General features: G+C 64.6%; 14 protein-coding genes. 5 read left to right on the forward strand and 9 right to left on the reverse strand.

The features are described 5' to 3' along the window. Positions 1-384: 384 nt before the first annotated feature. Positions 385-1,583, reverse strand: a protein-coding gene (locus tag C7402_RS13125; protein WP_165841886.1) for an IS3 family transposase whose coding sequence is annotated in 2 segments (ribosomal slippage) — positions 385-1,268 and positions 1,268-1,583 — 1,200 coding nt in all. Because the reading frame shifts where the segments join, the coding sequence is not laid out codon by codon here. Positions 1,584-1,978: 395 nt separating this feature from the next. On the opposite strand from C7402_RS13125, the gene C7402_RS13130 reads away from it, so the two are divergent. Next, a complete protein-coding gene (locus tag C7402_RS13130; RefSeq protein ID WP_244314834.1) occupies positions 1,979-2,173 on the forward strand; it encodes a hypothetical protein in 195 nt (64 codons plus the stop codon). A gap of 66 nt (positions 2,174-2,239) precedes the next feature. On the opposite strand, the gene pstS is transcribed toward C7402_RS13130, so the two are convergent. Further along, positions 2,240-3,277, reverse strand: a complete 1,038-nt coding sequence (pstS, locus tag C7402_RS13135; RefSeq protein ID WP_425273779.1) for a phosphate ABC transporter substrate-binding protein PstS — start codon at positions 3,275-3,277, stop codon at positions 2,240-2,242. 436 nt (positions 3,278-3,713) lie between these two features. On the opposite strand from pstS, the gene C7402_RS13140 reads away from it, so the two are divergent. Continuing rightward, a complete protein-coding gene (locus C7402_RS13140) occupies positions 3,714-5,417 on the forward strand; it encodes a hypothetical protein (protein ID WP_208948935.1) in 1,704 nt (567 codons plus the stop codon). 66 nt (positions 5,418-5,483) lie between these two features. On the opposite strand, the gene C7402_RS13145 is transcribed toward C7402_RS13140, so the two are convergent. Beyond that, on the reverse strand, positions 5,484-6,368 hold the full coding sequence (locus C7402_RS13145; protein WP_116610983.1) for an NmrA family NAD(P)-binding protein: 885 nt from the start codon (positions 6,366-6,368) through the stop codon (positions 5,484-5,486). A gap of 191 nt (positions 6,369-6,559) precedes the next feature. On the opposite strand from C7402_RS13145, the gene C7402_RS13150 reads away from it, so the two are divergent. Beyond that, positions 6,560-7,456, forward strand: a complete 897-nt coding sequence (locus C7402_RS13150) for a helix-turn-helix domain-containing protein (protein WP_116610984.1) — start codon at positions 6,560-6,562, stop codon at positions 7,454-7,456. Between the two features lie 15 nt (positions 7,457-7,471). Here C7402_RS13150 and acuI read toward each other — a convergent pair whose 3' ends face one another. From acuI to C7402_RS13170, 4 genes are all read right to left on the reverse strand, one after another. Beyond that, positions 7,472-8,455, reverse strand: a complete 984-nt coding sequence (gene acuI, locus C7402_RS13155; RefSeq protein WP_116610985.1) for an acrylyl-CoA reductase (NADPH) — start codon at positions 8,453-8,455, stop codon at positions 7,472-7,474. A gap of 46 nt (positions 8,456-8,501) precedes the next feature. Then, positions 8,502-9,137: an acrylate utilization transcriptional regulator AcuR gene (gene acuR / locus C7402_RS13160; protein ID WP_116610986.1), complete on the reverse strand. Its 636-nt coding sequence runs from the start codon at positions 9,135-9,137 to the stop codon at positions 8,502-8,504. Between the two features lie 58 nt (positions 9,138-9,195). Then, the gene (locus C7402_RS13165) at positions 9,196-10,212 is read right to left on the reverse strand and encodes an SLAC1 anion channel family protein (protein WP_116610987.1); all 1,017 of its coding nucleotides are present in this window, start codon (positions 10,210-10,212) and stop codon (positions 9,196-9,198) included. A 158-nt stretch (positions 10,213-10,370) separates the two neighbouring features. Further along, positions 10,371-11,303: a LysR family transcriptional regulator gene (locus C7402_RS13170; RefSeq protein WP_112173140.1), complete on the reverse strand. Its 933-nt coding sequence runs from the start codon at positions 11,301-11,303 to the stop codon at positions 10,371-10,373. Between the two features lie 190 nt (positions 11,304-11,493). Here C7402_RS13170 and C7402_RS13175 point away from each other — a divergent pair, with 190 nt between their 5' ends. Both C7402_RS13175 and C7402_RS13180 read left to right on the forward strand, forming a co-directional pair. Further along, positions 11,494-12,267, forward strand: a complete 774-nt coding sequence (locus C7402_RS13175) for a putative hydro-lyase (protein ID WP_116610988.1) — start codon at positions 11,494-11,496, stop codon at positions 12,265-12,267. 43 nt (positions 12,268-12,310) lie between these two features. Continuing rightward, positions 12,311-13,615, forward strand: coding sequence for an MFS transporter (locus tag C7402_RS13180; protein ID WP_116610989.1), 1,305 nt, complete (start codon positions 12,311-12,313; stop codon positions 13,613-13,615). A gap of 83 nt (positions 13,616-13,698) precedes the next feature. Here C7402_RS13180 and C7402_RS13185 read toward each other — a convergent pair whose 3' ends face one another. After that, the gene (locus tag C7402_RS13185) at positions 13,699-14,286 is read right to left on the reverse strand and encodes a flavin reductase family protein (protein ID WP_116610990.1); all 588 of its coding nucleotides are present in this window, start codon (positions 14,284-14,286) and stop codon (positions 13,699-13,701) included. A 105-nt stretch (positions 14,287-14,391) separates the two neighbouring features. Beyond that, the gene (locus C7402_RS13190; RefSeq protein ID WP_116610991.1) at positions 14,392-15,426 is read right to left on the reverse strand and encodes a LacI family DNA-binding transcriptional regulator; all 1,035 of its coding nucleotides are present in this window, start codon (positions 15,424-15,426) and stop codon (positions 14,392-14,394) included. Positions 15,427-15,433 lie beyond the last annotated feature (7 nt).

A 15,433-nucleotide genomic window follows, 5' to 3' on the forward strand; every position in this document is an offset into this window, starting at 1 on the left:
GTCACAACGACTGTCACATGCGCGTTTTATTGTGAGTGACAGGAAACCAGGGGCGTTGTCGTGTGGGAGCTTTCACTTCGCTCCGCAGCGGCTTTCTTATGGATTGCACCCTCGATAGTCTCCCGGATTTCTCCACCGATATTTTCGTGTCTTAATGAGCGCTCATCGCTCGATGCCATGTGTGCGATGCGGTGTCTTGGCGACATATCGGTGTGAATGGGTTTTCCGGACCTGGTCTGTCCAATACTCTCAACTGGAAGAGGCGAGACGATGATCGCGCGAGTTGACACCGAAGCGCGCCGCAGGCGCTACGCCATTCACCGCGTTAGCCTGGCCATGAAACGGCTTGGAGTTGCCCCTGTAACTCAGGACACGCAGACACCGTTAGGTTGATGGCACCGCAGCGCGCCTGAACTCGCGCGGCGAGCGGTATTTCAGGGCTTTATGCGGGTGGCGCTCATTGTAGTGTTCAAACGCGATAGCCAGACGCGAGAGCGCCGTTGGTGCATCGGGCTTGTCCATATAGGCGACGTAATTATGTTTCATCGTCTTCACGAACGATTCCGCCATGCCATTACTCTGCGGCGAACGGACCGGCGTGGTCAGCGGCTCAAGTCCCAGTTCACGAGCGAAGCTGCGTGTGCGGTGGTCGATATAGGCCGAGCCGTTGTCCGAGAGCCATTCGATGGGCTGTGTAGCCTGCGTGGTGCCGAAGCGCTGTTCGACGGCGGCCAACATCACGTCGCGCACCACATCACCGCTATGGCCGCCGGTCGTCGCCGCCCAGCTAATCGCTTCCCGGTCGCAGCAGTCCAGCGCGAACGTGACGCGCAGCGGCGTGCCATCGTCGCACCGGAACTCAAAGCCATCGGAGCACCAGCGGGTGTTGCTACGGTCAACGGCAACGCGACCGTCGTGCCGCCGACTGTCTCGCCGCACGCCGGGGCGACGCAGCAGCAACTGGTGCTCACGCATAACCCGATACACGCGCTTGTGATTGATGCACGGCGCGCTGGCCTGTTCTCGACTACGGCGCAGCAGTGCCCAGATGCGTCGGTAGCCGTAAGTTGGGAGGTGCGCTACGTGGACCTGGATTTCCTCGACCAATTCCGTGTCGTCGGTCGGTTTGGCGCTACGACCATCTTGCCAATCGGGCGAGCGAGCCTGTTTCGCTGCTACACCAGAGCGCGCCATGCCGAGAACTTCGCAGACCGTCTTCAATGGTCGTCCCCCGGCAGCAAGGGCGAGCGCGCAATCAGGTTTTTTGAGCGGCCCCATTCCACGGCTTCTTTCAGGATTTCGACTTCCATTGTCTTTTTCCCGAGTAGCCGTTGCAGTTCCTTGATTTCCTTGATGGCGGCGGTCAGCTCGGATGCGGGCACAACAGATTCACCTGCCTTCACCGCCGCCAGACTGCCTTCCTGGTATTGCTTTCGCCAGCCGAACACCTGGTTGGCGTTGAGGCCGTGCCGGCGTGCCACGCCCGATACGGACGCTCCCGGCTCCAGTGTTTCCTGCACGATGGCGATTTTTTCCTGCGGGGTGCGCCGACGACGGCGCTCCGGCTCGGTCAGAATTTCGATGGGTTCCACGTAATGACTAGGCTTACTGTTAGGCACAAGACTACCTCTTATTTTAAGAGAGTCCTCGTGTCCTCAGATACGTGGGGCCGCTCCACGGCTGATGAACGCCGAAGGCGCAACCGAGAGAATGATGGCGACGCGCTGGGTGAATGCCTGGAGCGGCGCCGTTGGGGAGCGATGGTTTGCGGTCACCGCCTATGGCAACCTGGGACATGCGGCAATGGCGCGACCGGATTTCAGGGGGCACGCGCACCGGCCCCAGTAAGGGCGCGAAAGCATTAATATGAAACAAAACGCATATTTAATTGACCAATTGCGGCGCGAAACGATATTGTCATAATTTAGACATTTCCGCGTTTATCTTGGCTCTTGCAGAATACGAAACCGCCCACTCCTTGAGTATCGAACTGGATGGCGTGAACTACGCGGGCTCTTATCGCGTGATGACGGGAAGCGTCATCGTGCGCTACGACAACGAAACACGGTCTGCGCAGTACGGCGCGAATCGCCCCGAAACGGTCGCGCGCTGGCTATTGACCGATCTCTGCCGCAAGTGCGACTCCCGCAAGCGCAAAGCCGGCATGCGCTGAATCCCTTCGTCCCGGCGCTATCTTCATCGCCCACAGAAAACGACCCTTGCCTGGAGAATCTCGCCGCTATTGCCCCGCAACGGGCTTGCGGGCGGCGACGTCGGTTGGGTCCCCCTTCCATTGCGCGCGGATCGTCGCGATTACCGGGGCCGGCAGTGGAATATAGTCCAGCGCCTGAATGCTGGGTTCGCCGTGCGTGAGCGCCCAATCGAAAAACTTCAGTGTTTCCTCATTGCGCGCGGGCTTGTCCGGTGCTGCCTGTAGCAGCACGTAGGTCGCGCCCATCACGGGCCACGCATCCTTGCCCGGCTCATTGGTCAGCACCTGATAAAGCGAGCCGGACCAGTCGGCGTTGGCCGCCGCCGCGCTGAACGACTGGGCGCCGGGCTGCACGATCACGCCTGCCGCATTCGTCATCGCGGTGTACGTCAAGCGGTTCTGCTTCGTGAAGTCCCAGGCGATATAGCCGATCGCACCCGGCAGATAGCCCACGAAGGTCGCGACGCCTTCGTTGCCCTTGCCGCCGATTCCGAGCGGCCAGCGCACGCTTGTACCTTCGCCCACCTTGCGCTTCCATTCGGGACTGACCTGCGAGAGATAGTGTGTCCAGATCAGCGTCGTGCCTGAGCCGTCGAGTCGCCGCACGACGGCGATGGGCGTGTCGGGCATCTTGGTCTTCGGATTGAGGCGCGCGATGGCCGGGTCGTCCCAGTAGAGGATCTTGCCGAGGAAGATCTGGCCGAGCACTTCGCCCGTCAGCATCAACTGGCCGGCCTTGATGCCCGGAAGATTCACGACCGGCACCACGCCGCCGATGGCGGTGGGGAACTGCCGCAAGCCTTCCTTGTTCAATTGCTCGGCGCTCAGCGGGGCATCGGTTCCGGCGAAATCGACCGTATGCGCCTCGACGGCCTTGAGCCCGTCCGAAGAGCCGGTGCCGTGATAGCTCACCTTGCCGCCGCCCGACTTCTGATAGTCCGCGGCCCAACGGGTGTAGAGCGGAGCGGCGAACGTGCTGCCGGCGCCGTTCACGCCTTCGGCGCGGGTCGTGACCGCACAGACGCCGCAGATGAGCGCGACGATGAGGGGGCGCAATGGTCTCACAAGGCTCTCCCGTTTAAACGCTTGGGGAAAATCGCGGAGCCCGATTGGCCAGGGCAATAAAGCTTCTTCCAGGCGGCCGATCAGGCGAGGTCCCGCGCCTTTGCCGGCTGCACCTGCCTCCTCGTATTGAACGCTCCGCCTCATAGCCATTACAGGACGGTGACGGCCGGGATTCAAGTTGAATCCGGCTATCGTGCGCTTCGCTATTCGCGATGCATGACCTCGTCGATCGGCAGAATAATGAGGATAGCAAACGAAATAATCGAGAAGCATTTCGGGCCGCGCATGATTGAGCATGACGATTTCAGCGAGGAAAGAAGTGTGCGGTAGCGCACATAGCTGCAACGAAAGCTTCATGAAGTGCCGCTACGGTACTACGGTTGACCTCGAGTTTCTCTTGACAAAAAGCTTCTAATTCCTTACGGAGATGCTACAGATGGCCATCAACACCGTTTGCTCCGCACTTTGCCGCCCGAGCTTCAAGGCACGACTCGCGGCACAACCTTCACGTCTTTCCCTTGCTCTCGCGCTGGCTTGCGCGAGCGCCGGCGCGTTCGCGCAGAACGCCGATCCGTTCTTCGGCGGCAAAGGGGTGCTCGTGGTGAGTCGCAGCGTGTACGACAACGCGTCGAGCAACATCACGCCGGGCATGGTGTTGCCGCCCCACTGCAATAGCGCCCAGGCAAGCTGCCCGACGGGCGGCGCGCCGTACGACGGCACCTATCCGGCGGTGTGGAACAACGTGCTTTACGACCCGAGCTTCGGCCTCACGGCGCGAATCTTTCTCGACACCATCACGCCATGGGGACAGGTCGTGCGCACGCTGGAGGTGCCGAACAGCGTGAATCCGGGCAATAGCCACGACCAGCTCGTCACGAGCTTCAGCTCCAAGTCCGAACTCGCGCTGAACCTTTCGAGCGACGGCCGCTTCCTGACGTTCATGGGCTACGTTGCGCCGGTCAACACGATCGACGTGTCGAACTCGAACACGCCTGGCGCGATTGATCCGACGAACCCCGATGGCCAGACGTTCTATCGCGCCGTTGCGCGCCTCGACGCCGAAGGGCACTTCAGCTTTACGGAGACCAACGCATACAGCGGCAATAACGGCCGCAGCGCGCTGCTCAACAACGGCAACGACAACGGCAAGGGCAACGGTTTCTACTACACCGTGGGCAACGCGGGCAACGGCGCGAATCCGCAGCCCGTGGGCGTGATTCTCGGCGCGGGCGCGCAGTTCATCGAAGCGAGCAATCAGCATGAGGCGCAACAGACGCCGGGCGCGCCGACGCCGCTCGCGAGCTTCTCGGTCACGCAACTGGGCGCGAAGGCCGACAAGGTGGGCAAGGATGACAACTATCGCGGCCTGACCGTATTCAACAACGTCGTGTACTTCACGAAGGGCAGCGGTAGCAACGGCGTGAACACGGTGTACTTCGTCGACACGACGGGCAAGGCTTGCCCCTCGGGCGGCGTAGGCGTGCCCGTGGCCGGCGCGAAGCTGCCGGCCAATCCGCTGGCGTACGACTCGACGACAGTGGCGACGAGCGGCCTGCCGAGCAATGTGTGCGTGCTCGCGGGCTTCCCGGCGACGCCGAACAAGTCCGCGACGACGGTGGCCTATCCGTTCGGACTCTGGTTCGCCGATGCGAATACGCTCTACGTGGCCGACGAAGGCGACGGTTACGCGGGCGGCGCCGACCTGTACACACACGCCGCGCAGCAGACCGGCGCGGGCCTGCAAAAGTGGGTGTACAACGCGGGCACCAAGTCGTGGAAGCTCGCGTACACGGTGCAGAACGGCCTGAACCTGGGCACGTCGTACAGCGTGGCGCACTATCCGGAGGGCATCAATAGCGCGACCGGCTTGTCGTGGTCGCCCGCCACCGACGGCCTGCGCAATATCGCGGGTCATGTCGAACCGGATGGCACGGTCACGATCTGGGCGATCACCTCCACGGTGAGCGGCAACGGCGACACGGGCGCGGACCCGAACCGTCTCGTCGCCGTGCGCGACGTGCTGCGCAACACCACGGCCGCGCCGCAGGAGCATTTCGTCACGCTGCGCAACGCCGCCTTTGGCGAAGTGCTGCGCGGCGTGTCGCTCGCGCCGGGAGCATCGTCTGGTAAGTGGTTCTAAGCATCGCGTAGCGAGGCAAGAACGGCCGGGTGCGATGCCCGGCCGTTTTCTTTCGGGAAGTGCGCTTTACCGGGTCGCGAGTTTCGACACGAGCGAAGCGAGCACCTCGCGCAAGCCGGTCGCGCCGAAGCGCCGCTCGCTGTTTGCTTGCACGTCGATCTTGCCGGTGTTGTGAACATCGTAGAGGTCAGTGATGAGCCGCGCGTGCTCCTCGCTGAGCCCGGCCTTCAGGAGCGTGGGCGACCATGACTCGCGCGGCAAGGCGAGCGGCGCGATCGTGCGCCCGCTCACTTCGCCGAGTGTCGCGGCGATGTCGTTCACGCTCACGCGCTGCGGCCCTTCGATGCTCACGAGGCGACTTGTGCCGCCCTGCGGCGCATCGAGCAGCAGTTCGGCGCTTGCCGCGCCCACGTCCTGTGCGGCGACCGTGGGAAAGCGGTGCTCCAGCGGCAGATGCAGGCTCGGCAGCACGCCGCTTGCCAGCGCCGTGGGCAGGAAGGCGTCCAGGTTCTGCATGTGCTCCGCCGAGCGCAGCACGGTCAGGTGGGTCTCGACAGGCCGCAGGCGCTGTTCGAGATGGTGAAAAAGCCGCGTGATGCCGGTATTGAGCGGCAATTCCGCGCCATAGTCGGAGATGGCGAGCAGCCGCGCGGGCGGGTTCTCGCGCAAGGCGTCGGTCGCGACGTCGATCGTGGCGCGCATGGTTGATTCGGGGTGCTTGTCATTGACCGGAACGGGGCAGATCAACTGCACGGCGTGCGCGCCCCGAAGCGCGGCGGCCACCGCGGCGGCGTCGGTCAGATCGGCCAGTGCGATTTCGCAGCCGATTGCAGCGAGCTTGTCTCCATGACGCGCGTTGCGCACCACGGCGCGCACCGGCTGCCCCGCGCGGCGCAATGCGGCGGCCGTGACGCGGCCGGCCTTGCCCGATGCTCCGAAAATCACGAACATGTTTCGTTTCTCCAGGTTGGCGTGGTATGCCTCATCGTAGGCGCACGCGCACGGCAACGCGCGCAGGAAAGGATGACGCCGCGCGCAAACGGATGATTCGATATGACGTTCTCGACGCCGCACGCGCGCCGCGCGAATCCAGTAGACTGGCCGCGATGCCCAAACGGCTCTCACGCCAGGAGAGGATTGCCATGAGCGCGGTGATTGCAGATTCGAACCGGCAGGCTGGCGCGAGCCGCAGCCTGCGTTCCAGCGAGGGGTTGGGCTGGCACGGCGGCGGCGCGCAACTGTTGCGCATTAGTGCGGGGCAGCATCGCTTGCCCGCGATGGCGCAGCATCGAATTGGCATCCATATCGGCGCGCCCGTGCGTGCGCGTTGCGCGTGCGACGGCCGGCGTCAGTCAAGACTCCAGGCGCACGGCGACGCCGATGTCGTGCCTGCCGGAACCGATGGCGAATGGACCGATGACGCGGACTGCACGATCCTGCGCGTGAGCTTCGATGACGCCTTCGTGCGATCGATCGCGCAACAAATGGAGGGCAGCGCGGGGCGGCGCGAGCTCCTTCCTCATCTGCAACTGCGCGATCCCCGCATCAATGCGCTCGCGGGTGCGCTGCTCGCGGAACTGGAGTCGGGCGCGGCCTCCGATCCGTTGTTTGCGGAAAGCGTTGGCACGTCGATGGTCGTGCGGCTGCTGGGTTGCGTGGATTCGCGGCGCGGCGGCAGCGCCGTGCTCGCGCCGCACAAGGCGGCGCGCGTGACCGACTATATCGAATGCCATCTCGATCAACGCCTCACGCTTGACGAGCTCGCCGCGCTGGCGGAGATGAGCGTGCCGCATTTCAAGGCGCTGTTTCGTCAGACGCTCGGCATGCCGGTGCATCAATACGTTGTGCGGCGACGTGTCGAGCGCGCGAAGGCGCTGTTGCTCGAAGGCCGGCTCAGCGTGAGCCAGGTCGCGCTGGAGGCCGGCTTCGCGCATCAAAGTCATATGGCGCACTGGATGACGCGGCTTCTCGGCGTCGCGCCCCGCGCGCTCGTGAAGATGCAGGATCGGCGGGGCGGGGCGCGTCGTTTGCCGGCGTGATCGTCAGCAGCAGCGTTAGCGATTCACATCGACCACGAGCCGCCCGCGCACGTGACCGGCGAGCAACTCGCCAGCGGCCGGAATGGCCTCGGCAAGCCCGATTTCGCGCGTGATGGTGTCCAGTTGCTTGAGATCGAGCGTTTCGCCCAGCGCTTGCCACGCCTTCTCCCGCTCGGCGAACGGACGCGTAACGCTGTTGATGCCAAAGAGGCTCACGCCGCGCAGGATGAACGGCGCGACCGTTGCCGGAAAATCCATGCCTTGCGCGAGGCCGCAGGCCGCAACGGCGCCGTCCGCACGCAGGCTCGCGCAGACGTTCGCGAGCGTATGGCCGCCCACCGAATCGATTGCGGCCGCCCAGCGTTCTTTTTGCAGCGGGCGGCCGGGCTCGGAAAACGAGGCGCGATCGATGACCTCTACAGCGCCGAGCTGCTTCAGATAGTCCGCTTCCTGCAACCGGCCGGTGGACGCCACCACGCGATAGCCGCGGCGCGTGAGCAGCGCAATGGCGAAGCTGCCCACGCCGCCGTTTGCGCCCGTCACCAGCACTTCGCCATGCGCGGGTGTGAGGCCGTGCCGCTCCAGCGTGAGAATGCAAAGCATGGCCGTGTAACCGGCGGTGCCGACCGCCATCGTCTGCCGTGGTGTGAAGCCGGCGGGCAGCGGAATGAGCCATTCGCCCTTGACCCGCGCCTTTTGCGCCAGGCCGCCCCAGTGCTGCTCGCCCACGCCCCAGCCGTTGAGCACGACCCTGTCGCCCACTGCGTACGCGGCGTTCGCGCTTTGGGCGACCGTGCCAGCGAAGTCGATGCCGGGCACCATCGGAAAGCTGCGCACCACCGGCCCTTTGCCGGTGATGGCGAGTCCGTCCTTGTAGTTCAGCGTGCTGTGGCTGACATCGACGAGCACGTCGCCTTCCGGCAGCCGCGCCTCGTCGATTTCGGCGACGCTCGCGCCATATGATCCGGATTCCTTATCAATGAGAATGGCTTTGAACATGATGCATTTCGCTCCTGAAGCAATGATCGGTTGACGTTGCGGCCGGTTATGCGCGAGGCAGCCCGGCAATGAATCCATTGAAGAATGTGCCGAGCGGAGCCGCGCTGCGCACTAGCCGCGCGCGCAGCACCGCGCCTTCCCAGCCGATCCAGAAAAAGGCGGCCAGTGCGGCAAGGTCGATGCGCTTCTCGAGCACACCCTCGCGCTGCGCTTCGCGCAGGCAGGCGACAACGCGCGCCTGCCAGCCCTGAAGAATGCGCTCCAGCGTTTCGCGGAAGTCTTCCGGCAGGATATCGACCTCCACGCCCAGGTTGCCCACGAGGCAGCCACGCGTGTAGCCGTGGCGCGCCATGCCTTTGCTCGCGTCTTCGACGAAGGCGCCGAGGCGTTCCAGCGCGGGCCGCGTGTCGTCCAGCAGCCAGCGGTCGAGCTTCGCGCAGAAGTACGTGTCGTACGCGTCCATGAGTTCGCGCCCGAACGCTTCCTTGCTCTCGAAGTAGTGATAGAACGAACCCTTGGGAATATTCACCCGCTTGAGCAGTGCTTCGAGACCCGTGGCCGCGAAGCTCTGCTCGGTCAGCATTTCCATGCCCGCGCGGATGAGCGTTTCGCGCGTGTCGGCGTGAGCGCGCGGATCTTTGGGCGGCCTGCCGCGACGTGGCTTGACGATGTTCGGTTCCATGACGGCGATATTAGACCGATCGTCTATAAAATTCAAGCCCGCTGCTTCAGGCGTCTGTTCAGTGGGCCAGCGTTTCCAGTTCCCCGCGCAATACGCCCCAGAGCGTGCGGGCGGCCATGGCGAGCAACAGCACCGTCACGCTGGCCAGCAGGAAGATCGCGATGCCGTGCGTGACGACGCCCGGCGCGTGATCGGCGTAGCGCACGGCGCTGACCGCGGAGCCCGCGAGCGGAAAGCTCACGGCCCACCAGGCGAGGCGAAACGGGCAGGCCTTCGCGAGATAGCGCAAGCGGCCCGCGAGCACGGCGAGGAGAAAGAGCGTGAGCATGTAGAGCGCGTCGGCGAAGCGATCGACTTCACCAACCACGGTCACGTAGGCGGAAAAGCCCACGGCGAACGGGGCGAGCAGAATGAGCAGCGATGGCTGCAAGCTCGCCGCTATCGGCTCCTCGAACATGAGGCGCGAGAGAATGAGCGTGAAGAGCGGCACCGCGAAAAAGAGGCCGACGGCGAGCGCGAGCAGCAAAAAGCCGTGGATGCCCGAGACCTGGACGGCGGGCGCGGCGAGCGGAATATCGATCAGGCCCACCACGGGCACGATCCACGCGGGCGTCGCGTGGGCCGGATGCTGGCGCTGGCTGAGCCAGCGCATGATGACGAACCACGCGAACACGGTCATGCCGATCGCGCCGACGATCCAGACGGCGCGCGCGAACGGCACGCTCACATCGGCGAGCGACACGGGCAGCAGCAACAGGCTGATGAACAACGTGCCAAACAGATTGCCCGCGATCGGATGGTCGAATTCGGCTTTCACGGCCTGGGGCGCGGTGAGCCATTTGGTGGCGTAGCCGAAGCCGATCAGCAGGAAGGCCAGCACGGCGAGCGCGCCAATGGCCTGGGCGATCCATAGCGGCATGCCATACACACGATGCGCGAGACGCCACGCCGACGAGAGGCCCGAGAGCCCCATGACCGATCCGAACAACGCCACGGGCAGATAGCCGAGGCGGCCGGCCTGGGCGGTAGCGACCGGGCTGCCATAGGCGGCTGGCGTATCGATGCGTTCGCTCATGCGTGGCTCCTCGCCGGATGGAAACGCGCGGTGAGAAAACGGCGTGCGCGCCGTCGAATGTTTTCAAATGTTGGGTGTGCGAAACAGGCATTGCGGTCTTGCCCGCGAAGCGATCATAGCCGGTTCGACCCGGCAATCGTCGCGTATGTGCCCACGCTTCAAAGCCGCTCGATCAAGCGCGGTTCGCTGTGCGCGCAATAGTCGTGACAGGCCGCGCGCGCGGCGTTGGCGGCGCCGTGCACGACGAGCGGCGCATCGGTGCGGCGTGACATGGAGACGACGATGGAGGGCGGCAGCGGCTGCAACGGCAATTCGACCACTTCGCCGCGCGCGATCAGGTCGTCGACGAAAAGGCGCGGAATGGCGGCTACGCCAAAGCCGTCGCGCACCAGTTGCACGATGACCGAGATCGAGGGCGAGCCGGTGATGCGGGTGTCGGAAAGGCTCACGCCGTTGGCAAGCGCGAGCTTGCTCACGATGTCTTCGAGCGCGCGATGCGGCGCGGTGCCCCGGCCGAACGTGAGGATGGGATGCTGGAGCACGCGGCGCGCGAGGCCGCTGCGCGAGGGCGGCAGCAAGCCCGCGCGCGCGATCCAGTGCACGGGGTAGTTCGCGAGCGCGTTGCACACAACGGAGGTTTCGTCGCTGCCTTCCACGCGAATGATCAGATCCAGCTCGCCCGCCATGAGGCGGCGTTGCAGCACCACGCTCACGTCCACGGCCAGTTCCACTTCGAGTTGCGGATAGTCCTGGCTGAGCCGGCGCATGTAGTCGGCAAGCCAGCTGTGCACCACCGTTTCGATCACGCCCAGGCGCAGCTTGCCGCGCATCGCGCCTTCGGTGGAGGCGGCGGCCTGAAGCTGGCGCGTGGCGTCGACCACGGCCTTCGCGTAGCCGAGCAGATATTCGCCGTTGGGCGTGAGCCGGAATTCGCGGCTCTCGCGGTCGACCAGCACGGTCTGCAATTCGTCTTCGAGCGCCTTGAGGCGCTGCGAAATGGCGGCGGGCGTGGCGTGCAGCGCCGTGGCCGTCGTGCGAAAGCTGCGCAGCTTCGCAAGCGTGACGAAGGTTTCCAGAAATCGCGTATTCATGGCGCGCGTGAGTGGAGAGGGCGAGGGCGGTCAAAAAAACTGCGGGAAAACCCGTAAATCCGTTAAGAAATTCTATTCGCGAGACCGAAGAAAAACTAGTTGGCGTCAATTTTTTGTCTTTTCTATGCTTCGCCCTAACGAGTCGGCGTAGCACCGCGCCGCCCTGAATTTCACGTCACGCCCCGAGACCATGACTCCATACGAATTCCGACTTGCCGTGCGCACCCACGATTTTCGCGGTCCCACCGCGGGCCATTGCGGCGAGTATGCGCAAGCCAATCTGGCAATCCTGCCCGAGTCGCATGCGCACGATTTTCTGCGCTTTTGTCATGCGAATCCGAAGGCGTGCCCGCTGCTCGGCGTGGGTGAGCCCGGCGATTTTCGCGTGGCCATGCTCGGACGCGATATCGATATCCGCAACGACGTGCCCGCTTACAACGTGTATCGATACGGCGAGTTGAGCGAGCGCGTCGGCTCGCTCGAAGCGATCTGGCAGGACGATTTCGTCGTGTTTGCGATTGGCTGCTCGTTTTCGTTCGAGCACATGCTTGCGCTCGAAGGCATTGCGCTGCGCCATGTCGAGGCGCGCTGCAACGTGCCGATGTATCGCACGCGCCGTGAGAACCGGCGCGCGGGCGTGTTCGGCGGCGAACTGGTGGTGTCGATGCGCCCCATGCGCGGGCCCGACGCGATACGCGCGGTGCAGATCACGAGCCGCTTTCCGGCCGTGCATGGCGCGCCGGTGCATATCGGCGACCCGGCGGAGCTGGGCATTGCCGATCTCGCGCGGCCCGATTTCGGCGACGCGGTCGCGATACGCGCGGGCGAGCTGCCCGTGTTCTGGGCCTGCGGCGTTACCGCGCAAACGGCGTTGATGGACGCGAAGCTGCCGCTTGCTATCGCGCACGCGCCGGGCCACATGCTCATGACCGATATCACCAACGCCTCGTTGGCCGTTTTCTAGCGCCCGCTGAATTCATTAGTACGTCTATCAACAGGAGCCACAGATGGACAGCAAGATACTCGCGGCGTCCGCCGTCGAATCCGCGCCTTCGTCCGACGCCGCCGTGCGGGAGCGCTCGTGGTACGCGGATGCGTCGCCGCAGGCGCGCCAGGCGTTCTGGAGTTGCAAGGTCGGCTACATGCTCGACGGCATGGATACGCAAATGCTGTCGTTCGTGATCCCGACGCTCGTGGCGAGCTGGGGCATCAGCCTTGGCGACGCCGGGTTCATCGGCACGCTTACGCTACTTTCCTCGGCGCTGGGCGGGTGGCTGGCGGGCATACTCTCTGACCGCATCGGGCGCGTGCGTACGCTGCAAATTACCGTGCTGTGGTTTGCGATTTTCACCGGGCTGTGCGGACTCGCGCAGAGCTACGGCCAGTTGCTCGCCGCGCGTGCGTTGATGGGCTTCGGCTTTGGCGGCGAATGGACGGCGGGCGCGGTGTTGATCGGCGAAGTGATCCGCGCGAAGGATCGCGGCAAGGCGGTGGGGCTCGTGCAATCGGGCTGGGCGCTCGGCTGGGGCCTTGCCGCGATGCTTTACGCCGTGTTGTTTTCGGTGCTGCCCGCGGGGCTCGCCTGGCGTTCGCTCTTTCTCGTCGGTCTCGTGCCCGCGTTGCTGGTGCTCGTGATCCGGCGATATGTCAAGGAACCCGAAGTATTCTCGCAAGCGAAGGCTGCCCAGGCCGAGGCGGGCGACCGGCCGCGCTTCACCGAAATCTTCGCGCCGAAGCTGCTTTCCACGACCTTGCGCGCGGCGCTCCTCACAACCGGCGCGCAAGGCGGCTACTACGCGATCACCACCTGGCTGCCCACGTTTCTCAAGAACGAGCGCCATCTCACCGTCATGGGCACGGGCGGCTATCTCGCGATGATCATCGCGGGCTCGTACGTGGGCTATCTGTCGAGCGCGTGGCTCACCGACCGGCTGGGCCGCAAGCCGAATTTCATCCTGTTCGCGGCGGGCTCCATGGCGATTGCGTTCGCTTATACCTCGCTGCCGTTCACGAACGCCGCGATGCTGTGGCTCGGCTTTCCGCTTGGCTTTTTCGCGTCGGGCATTTTCTCGGGCATGGGCGCGTTTCTCACGGAACTCTTTCCCACGCGCGTGCGGGGTTCGGGGCAGGGCTTCTGCTACAACGTGGGCCGCGCCGTCGGCGCGTTGTTCCCGTTCCTGATTGGCGCGCTCGCGAAGCAGTTCGGCCTTGGGCCGAGCATCGGCATCTTCGCGATCATCGCCTACGGCGTGCTGATCGTGGCCGCGCTCACGCTGCCGGAAACGCGTGGACGCGAACTCGAATCGGCTTGAGGAAGCCAATGACGCCGCAAATAACGTAATCCACGCTAACGGCGCGTAATGTGCCGTTAGCGCCGTTAGCGCCGTTAGCGCCGCTACGCGAGTTCGCGCGCCTTGATCGTATCGCCGGCGCGCACGAAATTGCCCGCACCGAGATGGTGGATCGTGTGCAGGTCGGCGTTGCTGCTGTCGAGTTCCCAGTGGCCGTTGCGGAACGCGCGCGGATCGGCCGCGGCGGCGACCACTTCGGCAAAGCAGGTGTCGTAGGCGTCTTCGGTGTGGCGCTCGGGAATCAGGCGACATTCCATCCACGCGGAGCAACCGGCTTCGAGCAACGGCAGTCCGAGCTTCGGGCCCGTGACGGCGGCGATATCGAAGCGCTGGAACTTGTCGGTGTCGCGGCCGCTCACGCTGCCCACGGCGTAGGTGAGGTCGATCGCGGCGGCACCCGGAATGATCACGCCGAACGTGCCGCTCGCGTTGATGAGTTCGCGCGTGAACGTACGCTTGTCAATGACGATGGCGATGCGCGGCGGCGTGAATTCCACAGGCATGGACCACGCGGCGGCCATCACGTTGCGGCGTTTGCCGTCGCTGCTCGTGACGAGCACGGTGGGGCCGTGATTGATGAGGCGGCTGGCATGCTCAAGCGCTACGGGCGCGAAAGTCGAGAGGGTTTCCATGAGGCGTTGGATTCGCTGTGAGTCGGAACCCGAGCGACTTTACAACAGAAACCCGAAGTCTGCGGCGCGCGGACCTGTGCCGAACTCGGGAAGCGGCAACGGCGCTCAAGGCGTTGCCGGCGGCAGATTCGCCTGCAAGTAAATCGACATCGGCGTTTGCAGCGGCAGGCTCGAAGCCGCGCCGCGCTTGTAGTGGCCCAGGATCACTTCCACGGCGCGCACGGCTTCGACGAACGGGCTCTGGTCGAGCACGGCGTCCATCACGCCTTCGGCCAGCAGCGAGCGGCTGATCGCGGTGAGTTCGTGGCCGATCAATACCGTTGCGTGCTCACGCTTGAGTGCCTTGAGCGCGCGCGCGATGCCTTCGTCGCCAACCGACAGATTGTAGATGCCGCGTAGCGCCGGATATTTCCTGAAGGCGTCGCGCGTGAGGCGTTCGGTCGATGCGGCGTTTTCGTGGCTTTCGAGCGTGGCGACCACCTCGCAGGCCGGAAAGCGGCTGCGCAGCACCGAGCGGAATGCGCCGTCGCGCTCCTCGTGGCCCAGGTAGGTGCGCAGGCCCGCCATCACCATGACCTGGCCGCCCGTCTCGCCGAGAAAGCGGCCCATCAGTTCGCCGGCCGTGCGGCCCGCGCAGCGGTTGTCGATGCCCACGTAGGCGAGCCGGCCCGTGTCGGGCAGATCGCTCGCGATGGTCACGAGCGGCATTTTGCGCGCCACGCGCGAGAGCGCGTCCACCACCACGGGATGTTCATATGCCACGACGATCATGCCGTCCGCCTTTTGCGCGGCGCGCTCGATCACGCGCGCGAGCGACTGCGGTTCGAGGTCGTCGAAGAACGTGAGCTGGCACACCACGCGGTACGTTTCGAACGACTTTTGCGCGAGCTCGAAGCCATGGCGCAAGGCGAGGTAGTAGGGCGAGTCGGGCTTCTGCGTGACGATGGCGATACGCAACCAGCGCACCGAGACTTCGTCGAGCGCGCGATCCATCTTGAGCTTGCGCGCCCATTCGAGCACGCGCGCTTCCTTGTCGCGCGCCACGCCGCCTCGCCCGTTGAGCACGCGCTCCACGGTGGAGTAGCTCACGCCCGAGGCCTTCGCGACGTCTTCCATGGTGGGTTTGCGTCTCGTGTTCATGCGCGGC

The sequence above is a fragment of the Paraburkholderia unamae genome (assembly GCF_003096875.1).
Lineage (GTDB): Bacteria > Pseudomonadota > Gammaproteobacteria > Burkholderiales > Burkholderiaceae > Paraburkholderia > Paraburkholderia unamae.

Excerpts from the sequence above, each read along its gene's own strand:
- C7402_RS13150 (WP_116610984.1), top strand. The coding sequence starts at position 6,560 with ATGAGCGCGGTGATTGCAGATTCGAACCGGCAGGCTGGCGCGAGCCGC.
- C7402_RS13175 (WP_116610988.1), top strand. The coding sequence starts at position 11,494 with ATGACTCCATACGAATTCCGACTTGCCGTGCGCACCCACGATTTTCGC.
- C7402_RS13145 (WP_116610983.1), bottom strand. The coding sequence starts at position 6,368 with ATGTTCGTGATTTTCGGAGCATCGGGCAAGGCCGGCCGCGTCACGGCC.
- C7402_RS13140 (WP_208948935.1), top strand. The coding sequence starts at position 3,714 with ATGGCCATCAACACCGTTTGCTCCGCACTTTGCCGCCCGAGCTTCAAG.
- C7402_RS13170 (WP_112173140.1), bottom strand. The coding sequence starts at position 11,303 with ATGAATACGCGATTTCTGGAAACCTTCGTCACGCTTGCGAAGCTGCGC.
- C7402_RS13185 (WP_116610990.1), bottom strand. The coding sequence starts at position 14,286 with ATGGAAACCCTCTCGACTTTCGCGCCCGTAGCGCTTGAGCATGCCAGC.
- acuR (WP_116610986.1), bottom strand. The coding sequence starts at position 9,137 with ATGGAACCGAACATCGTCAAGCCACGTCGCGGCAGGCCGCCCAAAGAT.
- acuI (WP_116610985.1), bottom strand. The coding sequence starts at position 8,455 with ATGTTCAAAGCCATTCTCATTGATAAGGAATCCGGATCATATGGCGCG.
- C7402_RS13165 (WP_116610987.1), bottom strand. The coding sequence starts at position 10,212 with ATGAGCGAACGCATCGATACGCCAGCCGCCTATGGCAGCCCGGTCGCT.
- C7402_RS13190 (WP_116610991.1), bottom strand. The coding sequence starts at position 15,426 with ATGAACACGAGACGCAAACCCACCATGGAAGACGTCGCGAAGGCCTCG.
- C7402_RS13180 (WP_116610989.1), top strand. The coding sequence starts at position 12,311 with ATGGACAGCAAGATACTCGCGGCGTCCGCCGTCGAATCCGCGCCTTCG.